The 16,154-nt window shown below is 56.4% G+C and carries 14 protein-coding genes; 8 read left to right on the top strand and 6 right to left on the bottom strand.

Annotation, left to right across the window (positions count from 1 at the left end):
* Positions 1–50: 50 nt before the first annotated feature.
* The 3 genes from upp to bglK form a co-directional block, all read right to left on the bottom strand.
* Positions 51–677: a uracil phosphoribosyltransferase gene (gene upp, locus NQ842_RS07295; RefSeq protein WP_003860560.1), complete on the bottom strand. Its 627-nt coding sequence runs from the start codon at positions 675–677 to the stop codon at positions 51–53.
* A gap of 225 nt (positions 678–902) precedes the next feature.
* Positions 903–2,333, bottom strand: coding sequence for a 6-phospho-beta-glucosidase (locus tag NQ842_RS07290; RefSeq protein WP_063427655.1), 1,431 nt, complete (start codon positions 2,331–2,333; stop codon positions 903–905).
* Positions 2,334–2,343: 10 nt separating this feature from the next.
* The gene (bglK, locus tag NQ842_RS07285; RefSeq protein WP_063427693.1) at positions 2,344–3,237 is read right to left on the bottom strand and encodes a beta-glucoside kinase BglK; all 894 of its coding nucleotides are present in this window, start codon (positions 3,235–3,237) and stop codon (positions 2,344–2,346) included.
* A gap of 248 nt (positions 3,238–3,485) precedes the next feature.
* Here bglK and purM point away from each other — a divergent pair, with 248 nt between their 5' ends.
* The 4 genes from purM to ppx all read left to right on the top strand — a co-directional run bounded on the left by purM (position 3,486) and on the right by ppx (position 8,969).
* Positions 3,486–4,523: a phosphoribosylformylglycinamidine cyclo-ligase gene (gene purM, locus NQ842_RS07280; RefSeq protein ID WP_014832866.1), complete on the top strand. Its 1,038-nt coding sequence runs from the start codon at positions 3,486–3,488 to the stop codon at positions 4,521–4,523.
* A complete protein-coding gene (gene purN, locus NQ842_RS07275; protein ID WP_014832867.1) occupies positions 4,520–5,161 on the top strand; it encodes a phosphoribosylglycinamide formyltransferase in 642 nt (213 codons plus the stop codon). Before purM ends, purN begins: the two co-directional genes overlap by 4 nt.
* 205 nt (positions 5,162–5,366) lie before the next feature.
* Complete coding sequence (gene ppk1 / locus NQ842_RS07270; protein ID WP_014832868.1) at positions 5,367–7,427, top strand: polyphosphate kinase 1; 2,061 nt, start codon at positions 5,367–5,369, stop codon at positions 7,425–7,427.
* A gap of 3 nt (positions 7,428–7,430) precedes the next feature.
* Positions 7,431–8,969, top strand: coding sequence for an exopolyphosphatase (gene ppx / locus NQ842_RS07265; RefSeq protein WP_014832869.1), 1,539 nt, complete (start codon positions 7,431–7,433; stop codon positions 8,967–8,969).
* A gap of 4 nt (positions 8,970–8,973) precedes the next feature.
* Here ppx and NQ842_RS07260 read toward each other — a convergent pair whose 3' ends face one another.
* Positions 8,974–11,214: a sensor domain-containing phosphodiesterase gene (locus tag NQ842_RS07260; RefSeq protein WP_257256680.1), complete on the bottom strand. Its 2,241-nt coding sequence runs from the start codon at positions 11,212–11,214 to the stop codon at positions 8,974–8,976.
* 368 nt (positions 11,215–11,582) lie between these two features.
* Here NQ842_RS07260 and NQ842_RS07255 point away from each other — a divergent pair, with 368 nt between their 5' ends.
* Positions 11,583–11,753: a YfgG family protein gene (locus tag NQ842_RS07255; protein ID WP_028027964.1), complete on the top strand. Its 171-nt coding sequence runs from the start codon at positions 11,583–11,585 to the stop codon at positions 11,751–11,753.
* On the opposite strand, the gene NQ842_RS07250 is transcribed toward NQ842_RS07255, so the two are convergent.
* Positions 11,750–12,640 (bottom strand): LysR family transcriptional regulator, encoded by an 891-nt coding sequence (locus NQ842_RS07250; RefSeq protein WP_257256679.1) that lies wholly within the window; start codon positions 12,638–12,640, stop codon positions 11,750–11,752. The two genes, NQ842_RS07255 and NQ842_RS07250, sit on opposite strands and share 4 nt — an antisense overlap.
* Before the next feature lie 97 nt (positions 12,641–12,737).
* On the opposite strand from NQ842_RS07250, the gene NQ842_RS07245 reads away from it, so the two are divergent.
* From NQ842_RS07245 to NQ842_RS07235, 3 genes are read left to right on the top strand one after another with little or no spacing between them, the layout of a single operon-like run.
* Positions 12,738–13,967 (top strand): MFS transporter, encoded by a 1,230-nt coding sequence (locus NQ842_RS07245; RefSeq protein ID WP_257256678.1) that lies wholly within the window; start codon positions 12,738–12,740, stop codon positions 13,965–13,967.
* A gap of 49 nt (positions 13,968–14,016) precedes the next feature.
* Entirely contained in the window at positions 14,017–14,481 is a 465-nt protein-coding gene (locus NQ842_RS07240) for a DUF6130 family protein (RefSeq protein WP_257256677.1), read from the top strand.
* An 11-nt stretch (positions 14,482–14,492) separates the two neighbouring features.
* Positions 14,493–15,236: an alpha/beta fold hydrolase gene (locus NQ842_RS07235; RefSeq protein ID WP_257256676.1), complete on the top strand. Its 744-nt coding sequence runs from the start codon at positions 14,493–14,495 to the stop codon at positions 15,234–15,236.
* An 89-nt stretch (positions 15,237–15,325) separates the two neighbouring features.
* On the opposite strand, the gene iolB is transcribed toward NQ842_RS07235, so the two are convergent.
* Entirely contained in the window at positions 15,326–16,150 is an 825-nt protein-coding gene (iolB, locus tag NQ842_RS07230; RefSeq protein WP_014832876.1) for a 5-deoxy-glucuronate isomerase, read from the bottom strand.
* Positions 16,151–16,154: the final 4 nt, after the last annotated feature.

Here is a 16,154-nt window from a genome sequence, read left to right as displayed (position 1 = left end):
TATTCAAAAAAAAGCCGACTCTCAAAGTCGGCTTATTTATCGTTATTCGATTATTTCGTACCAAAGATCTTATCGCCGGCATCGCCCAGCCCCGGGATAATGTACCCGTGCTCGTTGAGCCCCTGGTCGACAGACGCGGTGTACAGCTCCACATCCGGGTGTGCTTTTTCCAGCGCCGCGATCCCTTCCGGTGCCGCAACCAGCACCAGCACTTTGATGCTGCTGCAGCCTGCTTTTTTCAGCAGGTCGATGGTGGCAATCATTGAGCCGCCGGTCGCCAGCATCGGGTCAACCACCAGCGCCATACGCTCGTCGATGTTAGACACCAGCTTCTGGAAGTACGGAACCGGCTCCAGGGTCTCTTCATTACGGTAGATCCCCACCACGCTGATGCGCGCGCTCGGTACGTGTTCCAGCACGCCTTCCATCATGCCGAGACCGGCACGCAGGATCGGCACCACGGTAATTTTCTTACCTTTGATCTGCTCAACCTGCACCGGGCCGTTCCAGCCTTCGATGGTCACTTTTTCCGTTTCGAGGTCAGAGGTCGCTTCGTAGGTCAGCAGGCTGCCGACTTCAGATGCCAGTTCGCGAAAACGCTTCGTGCTGATGTCATGCTCACGCATCAGGCCCAACTTGTGTTTAACGAGTGGGTGTTTCACTTCCACAATCTTCATTCTCTTTCTCCTCTGAGGTGGCGTCCGCAAAAAAATCGCGGGATTATACCGCTTTTTTCGGATTAGGCCATACCCATCTTGCTTGACGTATATCAAGCAAAGTGATTTAGAGACAAAAAACCGGAGGCGAGACTCCGGCTTGGATGCGGGGTTCTGCCGGGTGGCGCTAACGCTTGCCCGGCCTACAAATCCCGTAGGCCCGGTAAGCGCAGCGCCACCGGGCAATTATAGCTGCTCGCCGTTACTCGCAATCACCTGCTTATACCAGTCAAATGACTTTTTCTTGCTGCGGTTCAGCGTGCCGTTCCCTTCATTATCTTTATCAACAAAGATAAACCCGTAGCGTTTCTTCATCTCGCCGGTGCCGGCAGAAACGAGATCGATACAGCCCCACGGGGTGTATCCCATCAGATCCACGCCATCTTCCACCACCGCTTTCTTCATCTCGCGGATGTGCGCCGAGAGATAATCAATGCGGTACTGGTCGTTCACCGTGCCGTCCTGCTCCTGCACGTCGATGGCACCGAAGCCGTTCTCAACAATGAACAGCGGCAGCTGATAGTGATCCCAGAACCAGTTCAGGGAGTAGCGCAGGCCAACCGGGTCAATCTGCCACCCCCAGTCAGATTTCTGCACGTACGGGTTGGAGACCAGACTCTTGCTTTCATCGTAATCCAATTCCGGGTTATCTGCCGTCGCTTTGGTGGCGAAGGACATATAATAGCTAAAGCCGATGTAATCCACGCAGCCCTGCGTCAGCGCCGCTTTGTCTTCTTCGGTAATGTCCAGCGTGAAACCACGACGCGCAAAGTAGTTAAGCAGATGCTGCGGATACTTGCCGCGCACGTGAACGTCGGTGAACCAGTAGCGACGATGCATCGCGTTCATCGCCATCATGATGTCGTCAGGCGCACAGGTCAGCGGATAAATGGGGCACATGGCAATCATGCAGCCGATCTGCAGGGAAGGATTAATCTCGCGCCCGGCTTTCACCGCCAGCGCGCTGGCCACCAGCTCGTAGTGCGCGGCCTGGAACATCACCGGCTCACGGTCTTCACCCGGCGCATATTTCAGCCCGGAGTTGGTAAACGGCGCAAAATCTTCGTGGAAGTTAGCCTGGTTGTTGATCTCGTTAAAGGTCATCCAGTACTTCACTTTATGCTGATAGCGCTGGAAGACCGCTTTGGCAAAGCGGACAAAGAAGTCGATCAGCTTACGGTTGCGCCAGCCGCCGTACTCGGTGACCAGATGAAACGGCATCTCGAAATGCGACAGGGTGATAACCGGCTCAATCCCGTGTTTCAGACACTCGTCGAACAGGTCATCATAGAACTTCAGGCCTGCTTCGTTTGGCTCCAGCTCGTCCCCTTTCGGGAAAATACGCGTCCAGGCAATGGAGGTACGGAAGCATTTGAACCCCATCTCCGCAAAGAGTTTGATGTCTTCCTTATAGCGATGGTAAAAATCGATGGCTTCGTGGTTCGGGTAGTTTTTCCCAGGCAGCACGCCGTCGGTGATTTCACGCGGCACGCCGTGGGCGCCAGCGGTCATGACATCGGCGACGCTCACCCCTTTACCGCCCTCTTTCCAGCCACCTTCAAGCTGGTGCGCGGCCACCGCGCCGCCCCACATAAAACCTGCTTTAAATCCTGACATACTCTTTCCCTCATTCGATGTTGCTGATTGCTGACGGATACTGCTGTCTGAAGTGGTAAACCGCACCGACAAGACCGGCCCGGTTGCCGTGGCTGACGACATCGGCGATGTCCGCGATGCCAAACCACGCAAGATGAGTGCGAAGCAGATCCATAAATCCGGGCCGCTCCGCGATACCGCCGCCAATGAAAATGGTCTGCGGATCGAACACATTCGCCAGGTTGTAGAGCCCTGTCGCAATGCCGTTAAGAAAATCATCAACCAGGCGGCGACACACCGCGTCGCCTGCGTCATAACCATCAAAAATGGCTTCACCTGTAACGTCCTCAAGCGTCAGACCGTGAAAGTCGGCATAGCGCTTGCGAAGCGTGCGTAATGTGCAGTTTTCATTCATGGAGTGGCGGGCCACGCGCCGTGAGTCAGCCCTTTCCGTGAGCATGTAGCCGAACTCTCCGGCGCGAAAACGCGCCCCGTGAACCAGCCTGCCGTTGCAGAAAATCGCCCCGCCGATCCCGGTGCCGATGGTTAGCACCAGAAAGCTGTCCATCTCTGTTGCCTTGCCCTGCCAGCGTTCCGCCAGCAGCACGCAGTTGGCGTCATTCTCCACGGTGACCGGTAAACCCGTCTGCGTCTCAAGCCAGCCTTTCATCGCGAACTGGTCGAAGCGGCGAATGGCCCCGCCCATCGCAATAAACCCGGTATGCGGATTGACATACCCCGGCGCGCTGATGGCGATCCCCTCAAGCCCGGGATGCGCCGCCACCCAGTTCAGCATCTGCGACAGGATAGCGTCGCCATCGCTGTTCTTAATGGCGGCCTTGTCCGTCTGCAGCAGCTCGCCCTGCGCTGTCACAATCCCCATTTTTAACGCAGTGCCACCGATATCAAATGCGGCGATGTTCATGACGTTCATCCCTCCTGAATGAAACTGAAACCGGTTTCAGTTTCATGATGTTCATTCGCTAAACCGCTTGCAAGCAGATCGCCGAAACCGGTTTCATTTTCGTGAACGGAGTCAAGTTTGCGCGCCACCTGAGGTGTCACAGAAAAAAAGATCCTCGCGCCGAGAATAGGCTCGCAAACGTTTGCCTGGACTGTTAGAATTGCGCCGATTTTTCTTACTAGCTATGCAATCGCGTGGGGACTTGAGCCGTGACCAACAAAACTTCTCTCAGCTACAAAGATGCCGGTGTTGATATTGACGCAGGTAATGCGCTGGTTGACCGAATCAAAGGTGTGGTGAAAAAAACCCGCCGCCCGGAAGTGATGGGTGGTCTGGGTGGCTTCGGCGCACTGTGCGCGCTGCCGCAAAAATATCGTGAACCTGTTCTGGTCTCGGGTACTGACGGTGTAGGCACAAAACTGCGCCTGGCGATGGATTTAAAACGTCACGACACGATCGGTATCGATCTGGTCGCGATGTGTGTAAACGACCTGGTGGTACAAGGCGCTGAGCCGCTGTTCTTCCTCGACTACTACGCGACCGGCAAACTGGACGTGGATACCGCAGCCAGCGTGATCAACGGTATCGCCGAAGGCTGTCTGCAGTCTGGCTGCGCGCTGGTTGGCGGTGAAACCGCGGAAATGCCTGGCATGTATCACGGCGAAGATTATGACGTCGCAGGCTTCTGCGTGGGTGTGGTAGAAAAATCAGAAATTATCGACGGCAGTAAAGTGGCTGATGGTGATGTGCTGATTGCGCTGGCCTCCAGCGGCCCGCACTCTAACGGCTACTCGCTGGTGCGTAAAATCCTCGAAGTAAGCGGTTGCGACCCACAAACCACTGAGCTTGAAGGTAAACCTCTGGCTGACCATCTGCTGGCACCGACCCGCATCTACGTGAAAAACGTGCTGGAGCTGATTGAGAGCGTTGACGTTCACGCCATTGCCCACCTGACCGGTGGCGGCTTCTGGGAAAACATTCCGCGCGTACTGCCGGACAACACCCAGGCGGTAATCGACGAATCCTCATGGCAGTGGCCAGCAGTCTTTAACTGGCTGCAAACCGCGGGCAACGTCAGTTCTCACGAAATGTATCGCACCTTTAACTGTGGCGTGGGTATGGTGATCGCCCTGCCCGCGAGCGAAGCGGATAAAGCCGTTAAGCTGCTGACGGACAAAGGTGAAAACGCGTGGAAAATCGGTATTATCAAAGCTTCCGATTCCGAACAGCGTGTGGTCATTGAATGAAAAACATCGTGGTGCTCATTTCCGGTAACGGAAGCAATTTGCAGGCCATCATTGACGCCTGCAAACAGAAGAAAATCAATGGCACCATTCGGGCAGTATTCAGCAACAAGGCCGACGCGTTCGGCCTCGAGCGCGCCCGGGAAGCAAACATTCCCGCGCACGCGCTGGAAGCCAGCCAGTTCGCCGGCCGTGAAGCCTTTGACCGCGAGCTGGTTCAGGAGATTGATGCCTACGCGCCGGACGTTGTGGTGCTGGCGGGCTATATGCGCATCCTGAGCCCGGCGTTTGTCGGGCACTACGCCGGGCGTCTGCTGAATATCCACCCTTCGCTTCTGCCAAAATATCCCGGCCTGCACACCCATCGTCAGGTGCTGGAAAACGGCGATGAGGAGCACGGGACTTCGGTGCATTTCGTGACCGATGAGCTGGACGGCGGACCGGTGATCCTGCAGGCGAAAGTCCCGGTCTTTGACGGCGACACCGAAGACGATGTCACCGAACGCGTGCAGAGCCAGGAACATGCCATTTATCCGCTGGTGGTCAGCTGGTTTGTCGACGGGCGTCTGGCGATGCGCGACGGTGCCGCCTGGCTGGACGGCGTGCAGCTTCCACCGCAGGGTTATGCGGCCGAAGAGTAGCGTGTGATGTCGGGTGGCGCTGCGTTTACCCGACTTCCTCACCGCAGTCTCAGACACGCCTCTTCTCCAACCCTCTAAAATCCTCAACAAAAAAAATAACTGTCATACTTTTCTGGCACTGTTGGACATATCGTGGAAATGCTCGCCATAATAAGGACGAGACGGATTTACCACGTCCTGTGATTGAACTGGAGTGTGAGCTGTAATGGGTCAGGAAAAGTTATATATCGAGAAAGAGCTAAGCTGGTTAGCATTCAACGAACGCGTACTCCAGGAAGCGGCAGACAAAAGCAACCCGCTTATCGAGCGCATGCGCTTTTTGGGCATTTATTCCAACAACCTTGATGAGTTCTACAAGGTTCGCTTTGCCGAACTGAAACGGCGGATCATCATCAGCGAAGAGCAGGGCTTAAACTCTCACTCGCGCCATCTGTTAGGCAAAATTCAGTCCCGCGTGTTGAAAGCCGATCAGGAATTTGACGGCCTGTATAACGAGTTGCTGCTGGAGATGGCACGCAATCAAATCTTCCTGATTAACGAACGTCAGCTCTCCGTTAACCAACAAAACTGGCTGCGCCACTACTTTAAACAGTATCTGCGTCAGCACATCACCCCTATTCTGATCAACCGCGAAACCGATCTGGTGCAGTTCCTGAAAGATGACTACACCTACCTGGCGGTGGAAATTATTCGCGGTGAATCCATCCGTTACGCGCTGCTGGAGATCCCGTCCGACAAGGTGCCACGCTTTGTGAACCTGCCGCCGGAAACCCCGCGCAGACGCAAGCCGATGATCCTGCTGGATAACATCCTGCGTTACTGCCTGGACGATATCTTCAAAGGCTTCTTCGATTACGATGCGTTGAACGCCTATTCGATGAAGATGACCCGTGACGCCGAATATGACCTGGTGCATGAGATGGAAGCCAGCCTGATGGAGCTGATGTCCTCCAGCCTCAAGCAGCGTCTGACGGCCGAACCGGTGCGCTTTGTCTATCAGCGTGATATGCCAGACGCGATGGTGGAAATGCTGCGCGACAAGCTGACTATCTCGCGCTATGACTCCATCGTGCCGGGCGGTCGTTACCATAACTTTAAAGACTTTATTGGCTTCCCGAACGTCGGCAAAGCCAATCTGGTGAACAAACCGCTGCCGCGCCTGCGCCACCTGTGGTTCGATAAGTTCCGTAACGGTTTCGACGCCATCCGCGAACGCGACGTCCTGCTCTACTATCCGTACCACACGTTTGAACACGTGCTGGAGCTGCTGCGTCAGGCCTCCTTTGACCCGAGCGTGCTGGCAATCAAAATCAATATCTACCGCGTGGCCAAAGACTCCCGCATCATCGACGCGATGATCCACGCCGCGCACAACGGCAAAAAAGTGACCGTGGTGGTTGAGCTGCAGGCACGTTTCGACGAAGAGGCCAACATTCACTGGGCGCGCCGCCTGACCGAAGCGGGCGTGCACGTCATCTTCTCTGCGCCTGGCCTGAAAATTCACGCCAAGCTGTTCCTGATCTCCCGTAAAGAGGGTGACGACGTGGTGCGCTATGCCCACATCGGTACCGGGAACTTTAACGAGAAAACCGCACGAATTTATACCGACTACTCGCTGCTGACCGCCGACGCGCGCATCACCAACGAGGTGCGCCGGGTGTTCAACTTTATTGAGAACCCGTACCGCCCGGTGAGCTTCGATTATCTGCTGGTGTCACCGCAGAACTCGCGCCGCCTGCTGTACGATATGATCGACAAAGAGATCGCCAACGCCCAGAAAGGGTTGTCCTCCGGCATCACGCTGAAGCTCAACAATCTGGTCGACAAAGGACTGGTGGACAGACTGTATGCCGCGTCCAGCTCTGGCGTTCCGGTCAATCTGCTGATCCGCGGCATGTGTTCCCTGATCCCTGAACTGGAAGGCATCAGCGACAATATTCGCGTCATCAGCATTGTTGACCGCTACCTTGAGCACGATCGCGTCTATATTTTCGATAATGCGGGAGATAAACAGGTCTATCTCTCTTCTGCGGACTGGATGACACGCAATATTGACTACCGAATTGAAGTCGCGGCGCCGCTGCTGGATCCGCGTCTGAAACAGCAGATCCTCGACATTATCGAGATTCTGTTCAGCGACACGGTGAAAGCACGCTATATCGACAAAGAACTCAGTAACCGCTATGTACCGCGCGGCAACCGCCGCAAAGTGCGGTCACAACTGGCGATTTACGACTATATCAAATCACTCGAGCAACCCGATTAACCTATGCCGATAAATGATAAGACCCCACGACCTCAGGAATTCGCCGCGGTCGATCTTGGTTCTAACAGTTTCCACATGGTCATCGCCCGTGAGGTGGATGGCGCGCTGCAGATCATCGGTCGTCTGAAGCAGCGCGTACACCTGGCAGATGGTCTTGATGAACGCAGCATGCTCAGCGAAGAGGCGATGGAGCGCGGCTTAAACTGCCTGTCGCTGTTTGCTGAACGCCTGCAGGGCTTCTCGCCTTCCAGCGTCTGCATTGTGGGCACGCATACCCTGCGCCAGGCGCTGAATGCCCCTGAATTCCTCAAGCGTGCGGAAAAAGTGATCCCCTACCCCATTGAGATCATCTCCGGTAACGAAGAGGCGCGTCTGATTTTTATGGGCGTTGAGCACACGCAGCCGGAAAAAGGCCGCAAGCTGGTGATTGATATCGGCGGCGGCTCCACAGAGCTGGTCATTGGCGAAGACTTTGAACCGCGTCTGGTGGAGAGCCGCCGTATGGGCTGCGTCAGTTTTGCGCAGATGTATTTCCCGGGCGGCGCGATCTCCCGGGAAAACTTCCAGCGGGCGCGCATGGCCGCCGTTCAAAAGCTGGAAAATCTGGCCTGGCAGTACCGGATCCAGGGCTGGAACGTCGCGCTGGGGGCGTCGGGGACCATCAAAGCGGCCCATGAAGTGCTGCTGGCGATGGGTGAAAAAGACGGTTTTATCACCCCCGAGCGCCTGACGTTGCTGACTGAAGAGGTGCTGAAACATAAAAGTTTCGACGCCTTAAGCCTGCCGGGTCTTTCCGACGAGCGAAAAGCGGTGTTTGTACCGGGGCTGGCTATCCTGTGCGGCGTATTTGATGCGCTGGCCATCAAGGAGCTGCGTCTCTCTGACGGTGCGCTGCGTGAAGGCGTACTGTATGAGATGGAAGGCCGCTTCCGCCATCAGGATATTCGCAGCCGCACCGCGCAAAGCCTGGCAAACCAGTACAACATCGACCGCGAACAGGCGAAGCGGGTGCTGGAAACGACCGTACAGATGTACGATCAGTGGCAGGAGCAAAATCCGAAGCTTGCTCATCCGCAGCTTGCCGCCCTGCTGAAATGGGCCGCGATGCTGCACGAAGTGGGGCTGAACATCAACCACAGCGGCATGCACCGCCATTCCGCCTATATTCTGCAAAACAGCGATTTGCCGGGCTTCAACCAGGAGCAGCAAACCATGATGGCCACACTGGTGCGCTATCACCGCAAAGCCATTAAGCTCGACGATCTGCCGCGCTTCACGCTGTTCAAGAAAAAGCAGTTCCTGCCGCTGATCCAGCTGCTGCGTCTGGGCGTGCTGCTGAATAACCAGCGTCAGGCCACCACCACGCCGCCCACGCTGAAACTCAAAACGGATGACCATCACTGGACGCTGAGCTTCCCGCACGACTGGTTTAGCCAGAATGCGCTGGTTCTGCTGGATCTGGAAAAAGAGCAGCAGTACTGGGAAGCGGTCACCGGCTGGCTGCTCAAAATCGAAGAAGAGAGCGCCGACGTCGCGGCGTAACGGCTCAGGCGTCCGCTACGGACGCCTCTGCCTCCAGCAGTGATTCGAGTGCCACCGGCCGACCTATCAGATAGCCCTGCACATAATCGATGCCAAGCGCGTGCACCGCGCTACGTATCTCTTCAGTTTCCACATATTCCGCAACCACCAGCATCTTTTTCATTCGCGCTAAATGGCAAATAGAGGCCACAATCTGGTAATCCAGGCTGTTGCTGACGATATTGCGAATAAAGCTGCCGTCAATCTTGAGGATGTCCGCATCCACGCTTTTCAGCCGCGCATAGCTCGCATAGCCGGTACCAAAATCATCAATCGCAATGCGTACGCCCATTTTTTGTAGCTGCCTCAGGGTCTGCATCGCCTGCTCCGCGCTGCCGAAGGTGCTGCACTCGGTCACCTCAAAGATCAACTGCCACGGCTCCACGGCGTAGGTGGTCAGGAGTCGACTCACCTCCAGCGGGAACTGCACGCGACAGACGGTTGAGGGGGCAAGATTAATGGCAAAGCGCTGGCCGGGCAGCCTGTCACGGTGTTCGGCCAGGAAGCGTAGCGTGCGCTCCAGCACCCACAAATCGACCCGCGACGACAGGCCAAACTCCTGAGCGACGGGCAGGAACCGATCGGGAGTAAGTAACGCGCCGTCCGCATCCGGCATCCGCAGCAGCACTTCATGATAGCGATCGCCACGCAGGCCGCGAACGGGCTGCGCCAGCAGGGTGAATTCGTTGTTGTCGAGCGCCTTTTGCAGGCGACTCATCATCGCGACTTTATCCTTCAGGCTGCGCTGCAGATGGACTGCACCACGCTGCTGAAGATTTTCCGGATGGTTAGTGGAGAGCGACAGATCGGCAATCTCCCCCAGCTCTCCTAACACCAGATAGAGATGATTCACCGGTGAACGCACGTAGCAGTAACTTACCCCCACCTGCGGCTGCAGCGGCATGCCATCCCAGACAAAGCGGAACTGTTTAATGTGCTCGTCAAGCGTATCAATGCGCTGCTGGTGTGATTCCGCGTTCAGCCGTACGGCCAGGTCACAGCCGGTCAGGTGATAGACGCGCTCGTTGGGCTGGAGCGTACCGTTAATCCATTGCGCCAGCTGCTGCTTGTATAAAATACGCAGTAACACACCGTAGTTTCGCCCCAGCACCTCCAGTTCAGGAATGCGCAGTAAACAGAGCGCCGACCACGGTTTTTTAGCCAGTTCCCGTGACAACGCCCGCAGGTTGGGCATATGTACGACCGGGTCAAGAAGCGCCAGTCTGCTGGCGCGCTTATTCACGGCGCGCTGGCGAGTCGCCAGCATCGACATATAAATCACCACAAACGAGAAGACCAGATAGCTGGAAGAGGTGATCGCCAGTTGAATGTCATATCCCTGGTTCACAGGAATATAGCGGTAATAATAGTGAATAGACACCAGCAGGACCGGCGTCCAGATAAGCGACGTCAGCCTGTAACCAAAGCGCATTGCCCCCCAGAGCATCACCGGCATCAGGAGCGACAGGGTGTAGTTGGTGGTGAAAATAGAGCTATTTTCATTCATCGGCATCAGCAGCAGTAACAGCAGCCCGCCAAGGACGAGAAACCAGAGCAGAAACTCGGTGACCGTCACCTTTTTGTCTATCTGTGCGCGGATCTGAGAAATCAGTGCCCGGAAATAACGCGGATGGCGAATCAGTCGGATCAGCAGGTAGCTCAGCGGTACGCCCGTCAGCCCACTCACCAGCAGCGCCTGATAGTTAACCAGGGTGCGAATATTAAGGGGATTGAGTCCCGCCAGGCTCTGGCGACTCTCGTACACGCCAAGATATACCGCAAACTGAAACAGCACCAGAAACAGCGTGGCAGGGCAAAAGACTTGCCAGAAAATGCGCAGCGCCATCAGCCGCACATCCCCGTAAGCCGTCATATTACGTCTGGGAGCAAAGACGCGATAACCGCCCCAGCTCAGCACTAAAGGAATGATAAAATGGAAAACCGCGGCGATGGTTTCAAACAGCCCAACTGACGCGTAGTAGCGAAGAAACAGCGATAACACCATTCCGGGAATGGCGGCGGCGCCGAAAAACAGCATTAACGTGAGCAGGAAAAACAGCGGCAGATAATAGAGTGCCACAATGCCGTCGCCCAGTTGCGTCAGGGTATTGGCCGCGCTCAGCACGGGGAGCAACACCACCGGTAAAATAAGCGGCAGCGCCCACCAGCGGTCTTTATTCTGTTTCAGGAAAGCGATAGTGTTCATAGATGCCCGGTTAAACCCCTTTCTCCAGAGGGAAAATGAAGACAGGCATCCGACCTGACGTACGTGCTGCCCGCTAACATCCGGGGCAAACAGTGTGGAGGAGGGATTTTAAATACCACTACGCGGAATCCGTTGACTTAAATCAAACTAATTAATTCAAAGTTTCCTTTATTCCGTTTTTTCCGGTTAATTTTCTTCGTGTTATCAATATCGTAAATGCAATTATTATTTTTAATAACATCGGTTAATGTATATGTTGACGGTTATTTACACATTGCAGAATTGACCCACCCTTCCCGCTGTGCCTTAATATCCGCGTCGCCCAAAAGGGTATGTCCAGGAAAAACACAGTGAGTCAGGCCACACGTATGCGAAAACGACATCGATTTAACACTCGAATGACCCGCATCATATTGCTTATCAGCTTCCTGTTTTTCTTTGGCCGCTTCGTTTATTCCTCCATTGGTGCCTGGTATCACCATCAGGACAAACTCCAGTCGCAGCAAACCAGCCTGAACGTCGATACTGCCGATCGCTAATCCGCCGGTGGGTTTTGTATTATCCGAATAATGGCCGCGATCCCTTTGCTGAGGATCTTATCCTGACGCATCACAACAGCCAGCTGCCGCTGCAATAAGGGTTCAAGCGACATGACGCTTAGCCCTTCGCGGTCAGCGGCATGTTCAACCGCCATTCGCGGTACAATGCTATAACCCAACCCCGCGCGAACCATCCGTTTGATGGCCTCAATGCTGCCAAGCTGCATCACCGGCGCAATCGCTAACCCACATGCCGCAAACCAGCCATCTATCAGCGCGCGGGTGCCACTGCCGGATTCAAAGGCAATCAGCGGCTGAAGGTGCAACGCCTCAGGGGTTAAACGCGAAAATCGCTCCTGCTGCATAAGCGAGGCAATAAAAACAAACTCTTCGTCCATCACCGTCATGACGTCCAGACTTTTACCACTGACCGGCAGGGTCACCAGCCCCAAATCGAGACGGTTTTCTTCTATCGCCCTGACAATGTCGAGGGTGTTGCCCGTGGTTACCCCCACTTTCAGGAGCGGGTAGTCGCTGCGTAACTGCTGCAACAACGGTGGTAAAAGATGGATACAGGCCGTTGCGCCAGTGCCAAGCGTCACAGTGCCGCTCACGTCGTGACTGAACTCACTCACGGAACGAACCGCTTCATCTACCGCCTGCTGAATACGCTCTTCGTGGAGCAGCAGAGCCTGTCCGGCAGGTGTAGCCTTGATGCCGCGCCCGGTTCGTTCTACCAGCCGCGCTTGCAGAAACTGTTCCAGCTGACGTATTTGCAGACTAACGGCAGGCTGGGAAATACCGAGCAGATCCGCTGCAGCCGAAAAACTGCCGCGCTGGATCACCAGACGGAAGGTCGCAAGATGTCCCAGATTGAGCGTCGTCATGCAAAGTTTCTCTTATACGGGTCATAAAGATACGGCACTGCCAGCACAATACCGCGCCCGTTATGCTCAGGACAACTGAATAACGGAATGAAAAATCATGGAAACACCTGCACTTCCCCGCCGCCTCGCCCTCACCGCCGGATGTAATCAACTTATCAACTGGGGGATCTCTTTTTATATGCCCGGCACTTTTGCCCTCGCCATTATCGCCGACAGGGGATGGACATCGCCCCAGCTCTATCTCGGCCTGACGCTGGCGATGCTGGTGATGGCCGCCGTCTCCCCTTTTGTCGCCCGTCTGCTGGCACGCTTTGGCGGGCAAAACGTGGTGATGAGTGGAACGCTGCTGATCGCCGTAAGCTGCGCGGGGATGGCATACACCCAAACCCTTTTCGGCTGGTACAGCGCCTGGCTGGTGACCGGTATCGGGATGCGCCTGTCGCTCTACGATGCGCTATTCGCCGCGCTGGTAAACCTGTATGGACAGCAGGCGCGAAAAACGATCTCACGCATTACGCTGGCAGGTGGGCTGGCGTCTGCTGTTTTTTGGCCGCTGGGAGACACGCTGTTGAAGGTGATGAGCTGGCAGCATGCGCTGCAAATTTACGCTCTTTTTGGACTGCTGAGCGCGGTATGCATTCGAACCCTCCCCCAACAGCGTCTGGCGATTACCCGCAGCGTAAGTGCCCCCATCCCGGCCGGTGAACGGCATAACGGCTGGCTTTACGCAACGTTTATCGCCCTCATTACGTTCGTCTCTAACGGCACATCCACCCACCTGCCGGAGTTTATCGCCAGCGTCGGCCTGCCGATCGCCCTCGGCATGCTGTGGGGACTCGGCCAGACGGGGGCGCGCGCAATCGAGGTCATGGCGGGAGCCCGCTCAACCCCACTCTCCCTTACGCGCTTTACCGCCCTCGCGATGCCGCTCTGCTTTCTTCTTGGGCTAAGCAGTACCCTGTATGCCTGGTGTGCTGCCGGATTTGTGCTGGGCTATGGCGCCATCAACGGGCTGGTGACAATCGTCAAAGCCACGCTACCGCTGGCGCTGTTCAGCGCTGAAAGCTATGCCCGGCGCACTGGTTTGCTTCTGATCCCCGCACAACTGATGGCAGCAGCGTCGCCGTTTGCATACGCATGGCTTAACAAAACGCTGGGGATCGCGGGTGCTATGTGGGTTTCTACCGGGTTAACGCTTGTAATTGCCGGGCTGGCGATCGCCATTGTGCGCCGTTCGGGCACGCAGAATGTATCACACTGTATCGAGAACGCCCCGCAGACAAGCCGGTACAAAAAGCCGCCCGCAGCAAACATCTCTGATACATAAAAATGGTCTTCTGTGTTCGTTATCACTATGAACCGATAAGGAGACACAGATGATTCGCCGATATTTATTGCTCCCGGCCCTGGCCGTGGCATCGGTCAGCTCTTGGGGGGCACCACTGGATAATCTCAGCGCCGCCGACGTCAACGGTCCGGCTGCCGTTGCCCCGCTTGAGCAGCCCCAGCCGCCCGCCAGGCTGATTGTCGATCCACCGCTGGCAGGCCCGCTGAGTAAGGGTGCCGTCTTTATTCAGTACCGTGTTGAAAACCTGCGCATTGAACCTGTCTTTGGACCCGACGCACTGAAAGTCACTCCGCGCATCGGCCATATTCACGTTGTGGTGGATGACGCATCCTGGCACTGGGCGGACACCAGCGGTGAGCCGGTGATTCTGGTGGGACTGCCCGCCGGAAAACACAAGGTGACCATTATCCTGGCCGACCCGACACATAAGCCTCTCGACCATAAAACCCTTGAGTTCATCGTGCCGCCGCATGCGCCGGTCCACCATTTCTGAGGAGCCTGAAGATGAAAACAGTATCGATACTGACGGCGGGTCTGCTGGCGATGTCGGCCAGCGCCTTTGCGCAGAGTGAAACCAGCGTGGTGCTGGTGCATGGCGCCTTTGCCGACGGCAGCAGCTGGAACAAGGTGATTTCCCTTTTACAGAAACGCCACACCGAGGTTATCGCCGTTCAGCTGCCGCTCACGTCGCTGAAAGATGACGTAGCGGCCACCCGGCGCGCCATCGCCCGCGCACACGGGGACGTAGTACTGGTAGGTCACTCCTGGGGCGGCACCGTGATTAGCGAGGCCGGCAACGATGCGCGGGTGAAATCGCTGGTGTATGTGGCGGCGTTCGCGCCGGACGCCGGCCAGTCAACGGCAGAGCTGGCGAATAGCTACCCGGCGCCCCCGGGGAGCGCGGGTATCGCGAAAACCGCGGACGGCTTTTTATACCTGCCGCCTGCGTCGGTCAGTAAGGACTTCGCACCGGATGTGAAACCGGGTGAACAACAGATTATCGACGCCACACAGGGGCCAATAAAGGGCGATGCGTTTGGTGAAAAGATCACTCGCGCGGCGTGGCACGCTAAACCGAGCTGGTATGTGGTAAGCAAGAACGACCGGATGATCAATCCTGAGCTTGAACGCGCGATGGCGAAGGCCATCCATGCGAACACCACCGAGGTCGCGGCAAGCCACGTGTCGATGGTGAGCCAGCCGGAAGCCATTGCGCGCACGATTGAGCAGGCGAGGCAGATGCACTGAAGACAATTCGGCCAGCGGCGCTGTGCTTGCGCGAGCCTACGGTTTCGCAGGTCGGGTAAGCGCAGCGCCACCCGACAAGAAAGGCCGCTTCAGCCCCCACTCTCTGCGGGATAATCCCGGTTAATCCACGCGTGGTCCTCTTCCCACGTGAACATCCATTTGCGCACCGGCCCGGCCATTACGTTGAGGTAGTAGCTGTCATACCCCGCCATGGTTGCCACCGGGTGGTAGCCCTTCGGCACCATCACCACATCACGGTTGTAGACCGCCATGCATTCATCCAGCGTTCTGTCGTCAGTGTAGACCCGCTGCATGCAGAACCCCTGCTCCGGGTTGAGGCGATGGTAATAGGTCTCCTCCAGATACGTCTCCTGGGGCGGATTATCCGTGTCGTGCTTATGACTCGGGTACGAGCTGGTGCAGCCTTCGTTGGTCCAGACCTCCACCACCAGCAGGCTGTCAGCCGGTTTGTCTTCCGGCAGAATGTTGTGTACGTAGCGCTGGTTATGGCCTTTGCCGCGCGCTTCAGCGTCGATATCCTGCGGTGCAATCAACCGCGTCGGCCAGCTACCTTTACCCGGAGCGGCGCAAACCGCCAGTTCCAGCTTCGTGAGCGCCTTCACCTGCACCGTCTCCTGCGGGGTAACGTACACCGCCCACGGCTTGATGCGCTCGAACGGGCTCATCCGCTCGCCAATATCGTTAAACTGCGCGGAAGGCGTGCTGATGGATGCGCGCCCGGCCACCAGCACCAGACAGCGCTCTTCGCTGACCGCCGGCAGCGTCAGCTGCTGCCCCTCCTGCAGCTCATAGGCCTCAAAGCCAACATATCCCCACCCGGCGCGTTCCGGCGTGACGGACTGGGTCCGCCCCTCAGCGTTCGGCTGTTGCCAGCGTGATAACAGACGTGACATGTCA

This window comes from Enterobacter cloacae complex sp. R_G8 (assembly GCF_024599795.1).
In the GTDB taxonomy this organism is placed as follows: domain Bacteria; phylum Pseudomonadota; class Gammaproteobacteria; order Enterobacterales; family Enterobacteriaceae; genus Enterobacter; species Enterobacter dissolvens.
This window is presented reverse-complemented; position numbering and strand designations above follow the sequence as displayed.

Coding starts and splice junctions, on each gene's coding strand:
- upp (WP_003860560.1), bottom strand. CDS start 677: ATGAAGATTGTGGAAGTGAAACACCCACTCGTTAAACACAAGTTGGGC.
- NQ842_RS07290 (WP_063427655.1), bottom strand. CDS start 2,333: ATGTCAGGATTTAAAGCAGGTTTTATGTGGGGCGGCGCGGTGGCCGCG.
- bglK (WP_063427693.1), bottom strand. CDS start 3,237: ATGAACATCGCCGCATTTGATATCGGTGGCACTGCGTTAAAAATGGGG.
- purN (WP_014832867.1), top strand. CDS start 4,520: ATGAAAAACATCGTGGTGCTCATTTCCGGTAACGGAAGCAATTTGCAG.
- ppk1 (WP_014832868.1), top strand. CDS start 5,367: ATGGGTCAGGAAAAGTTATATATCGAGAAAGAGCTAAGCTGGTTAGCA.
- ppx (WP_014832869.1), top strand. CDS start 7,431: ATGCCGATAAATGATAAGACCCCACGACCTCAGGAATTCGCCGCGGTC.
- NQ842_RS07260 (WP_257256680.1), bottom strand. CDS start 11,214: ATGAACACTATCGCTTTCCTGAAACAGAATAAAGACCGCTGGTGGGCG.
- NQ842_RS07255 (WP_028027964.1), top strand. CDS start 11,583: ATGCGAAAACGACATCGATTTAACACTCGAATGACCCGCATCATATTG.
- NQ842_RS07250 (WP_257256679.1), bottom strand. CDS start 12,640: ATGACGACGCTCAATCTGGGACATCTTGCGACCTTCCGTCTGGTGATC.
- NQ842_RS07245 (WP_257256678.1), top strand. CDS start 12,738: ATGGAAACACCTGCACTTCCCCGCCGCCTCGCCCTCACCGCCGGATGT.
- NQ842_RS07240 (WP_257256677.1), top strand. CDS start 14,017: ATGATTCGCCGATATTTATTGCTCCCGGCCCTGGCCGTGGCATCGGTC.
- NQ842_RS07235 (WP_257256676.1), top strand. CDS start 14,493: ATGAAAACAGTATCGATACTGACGGCGGGTCTGCTGGCGATGTCGGCC.
- iolB (WP_014832876.1), bottom strand. CDS start 16,150: ATGTCACGTCTGTTATCACGCTGGCAACAGCCGAACGCTGAGGGGCGG.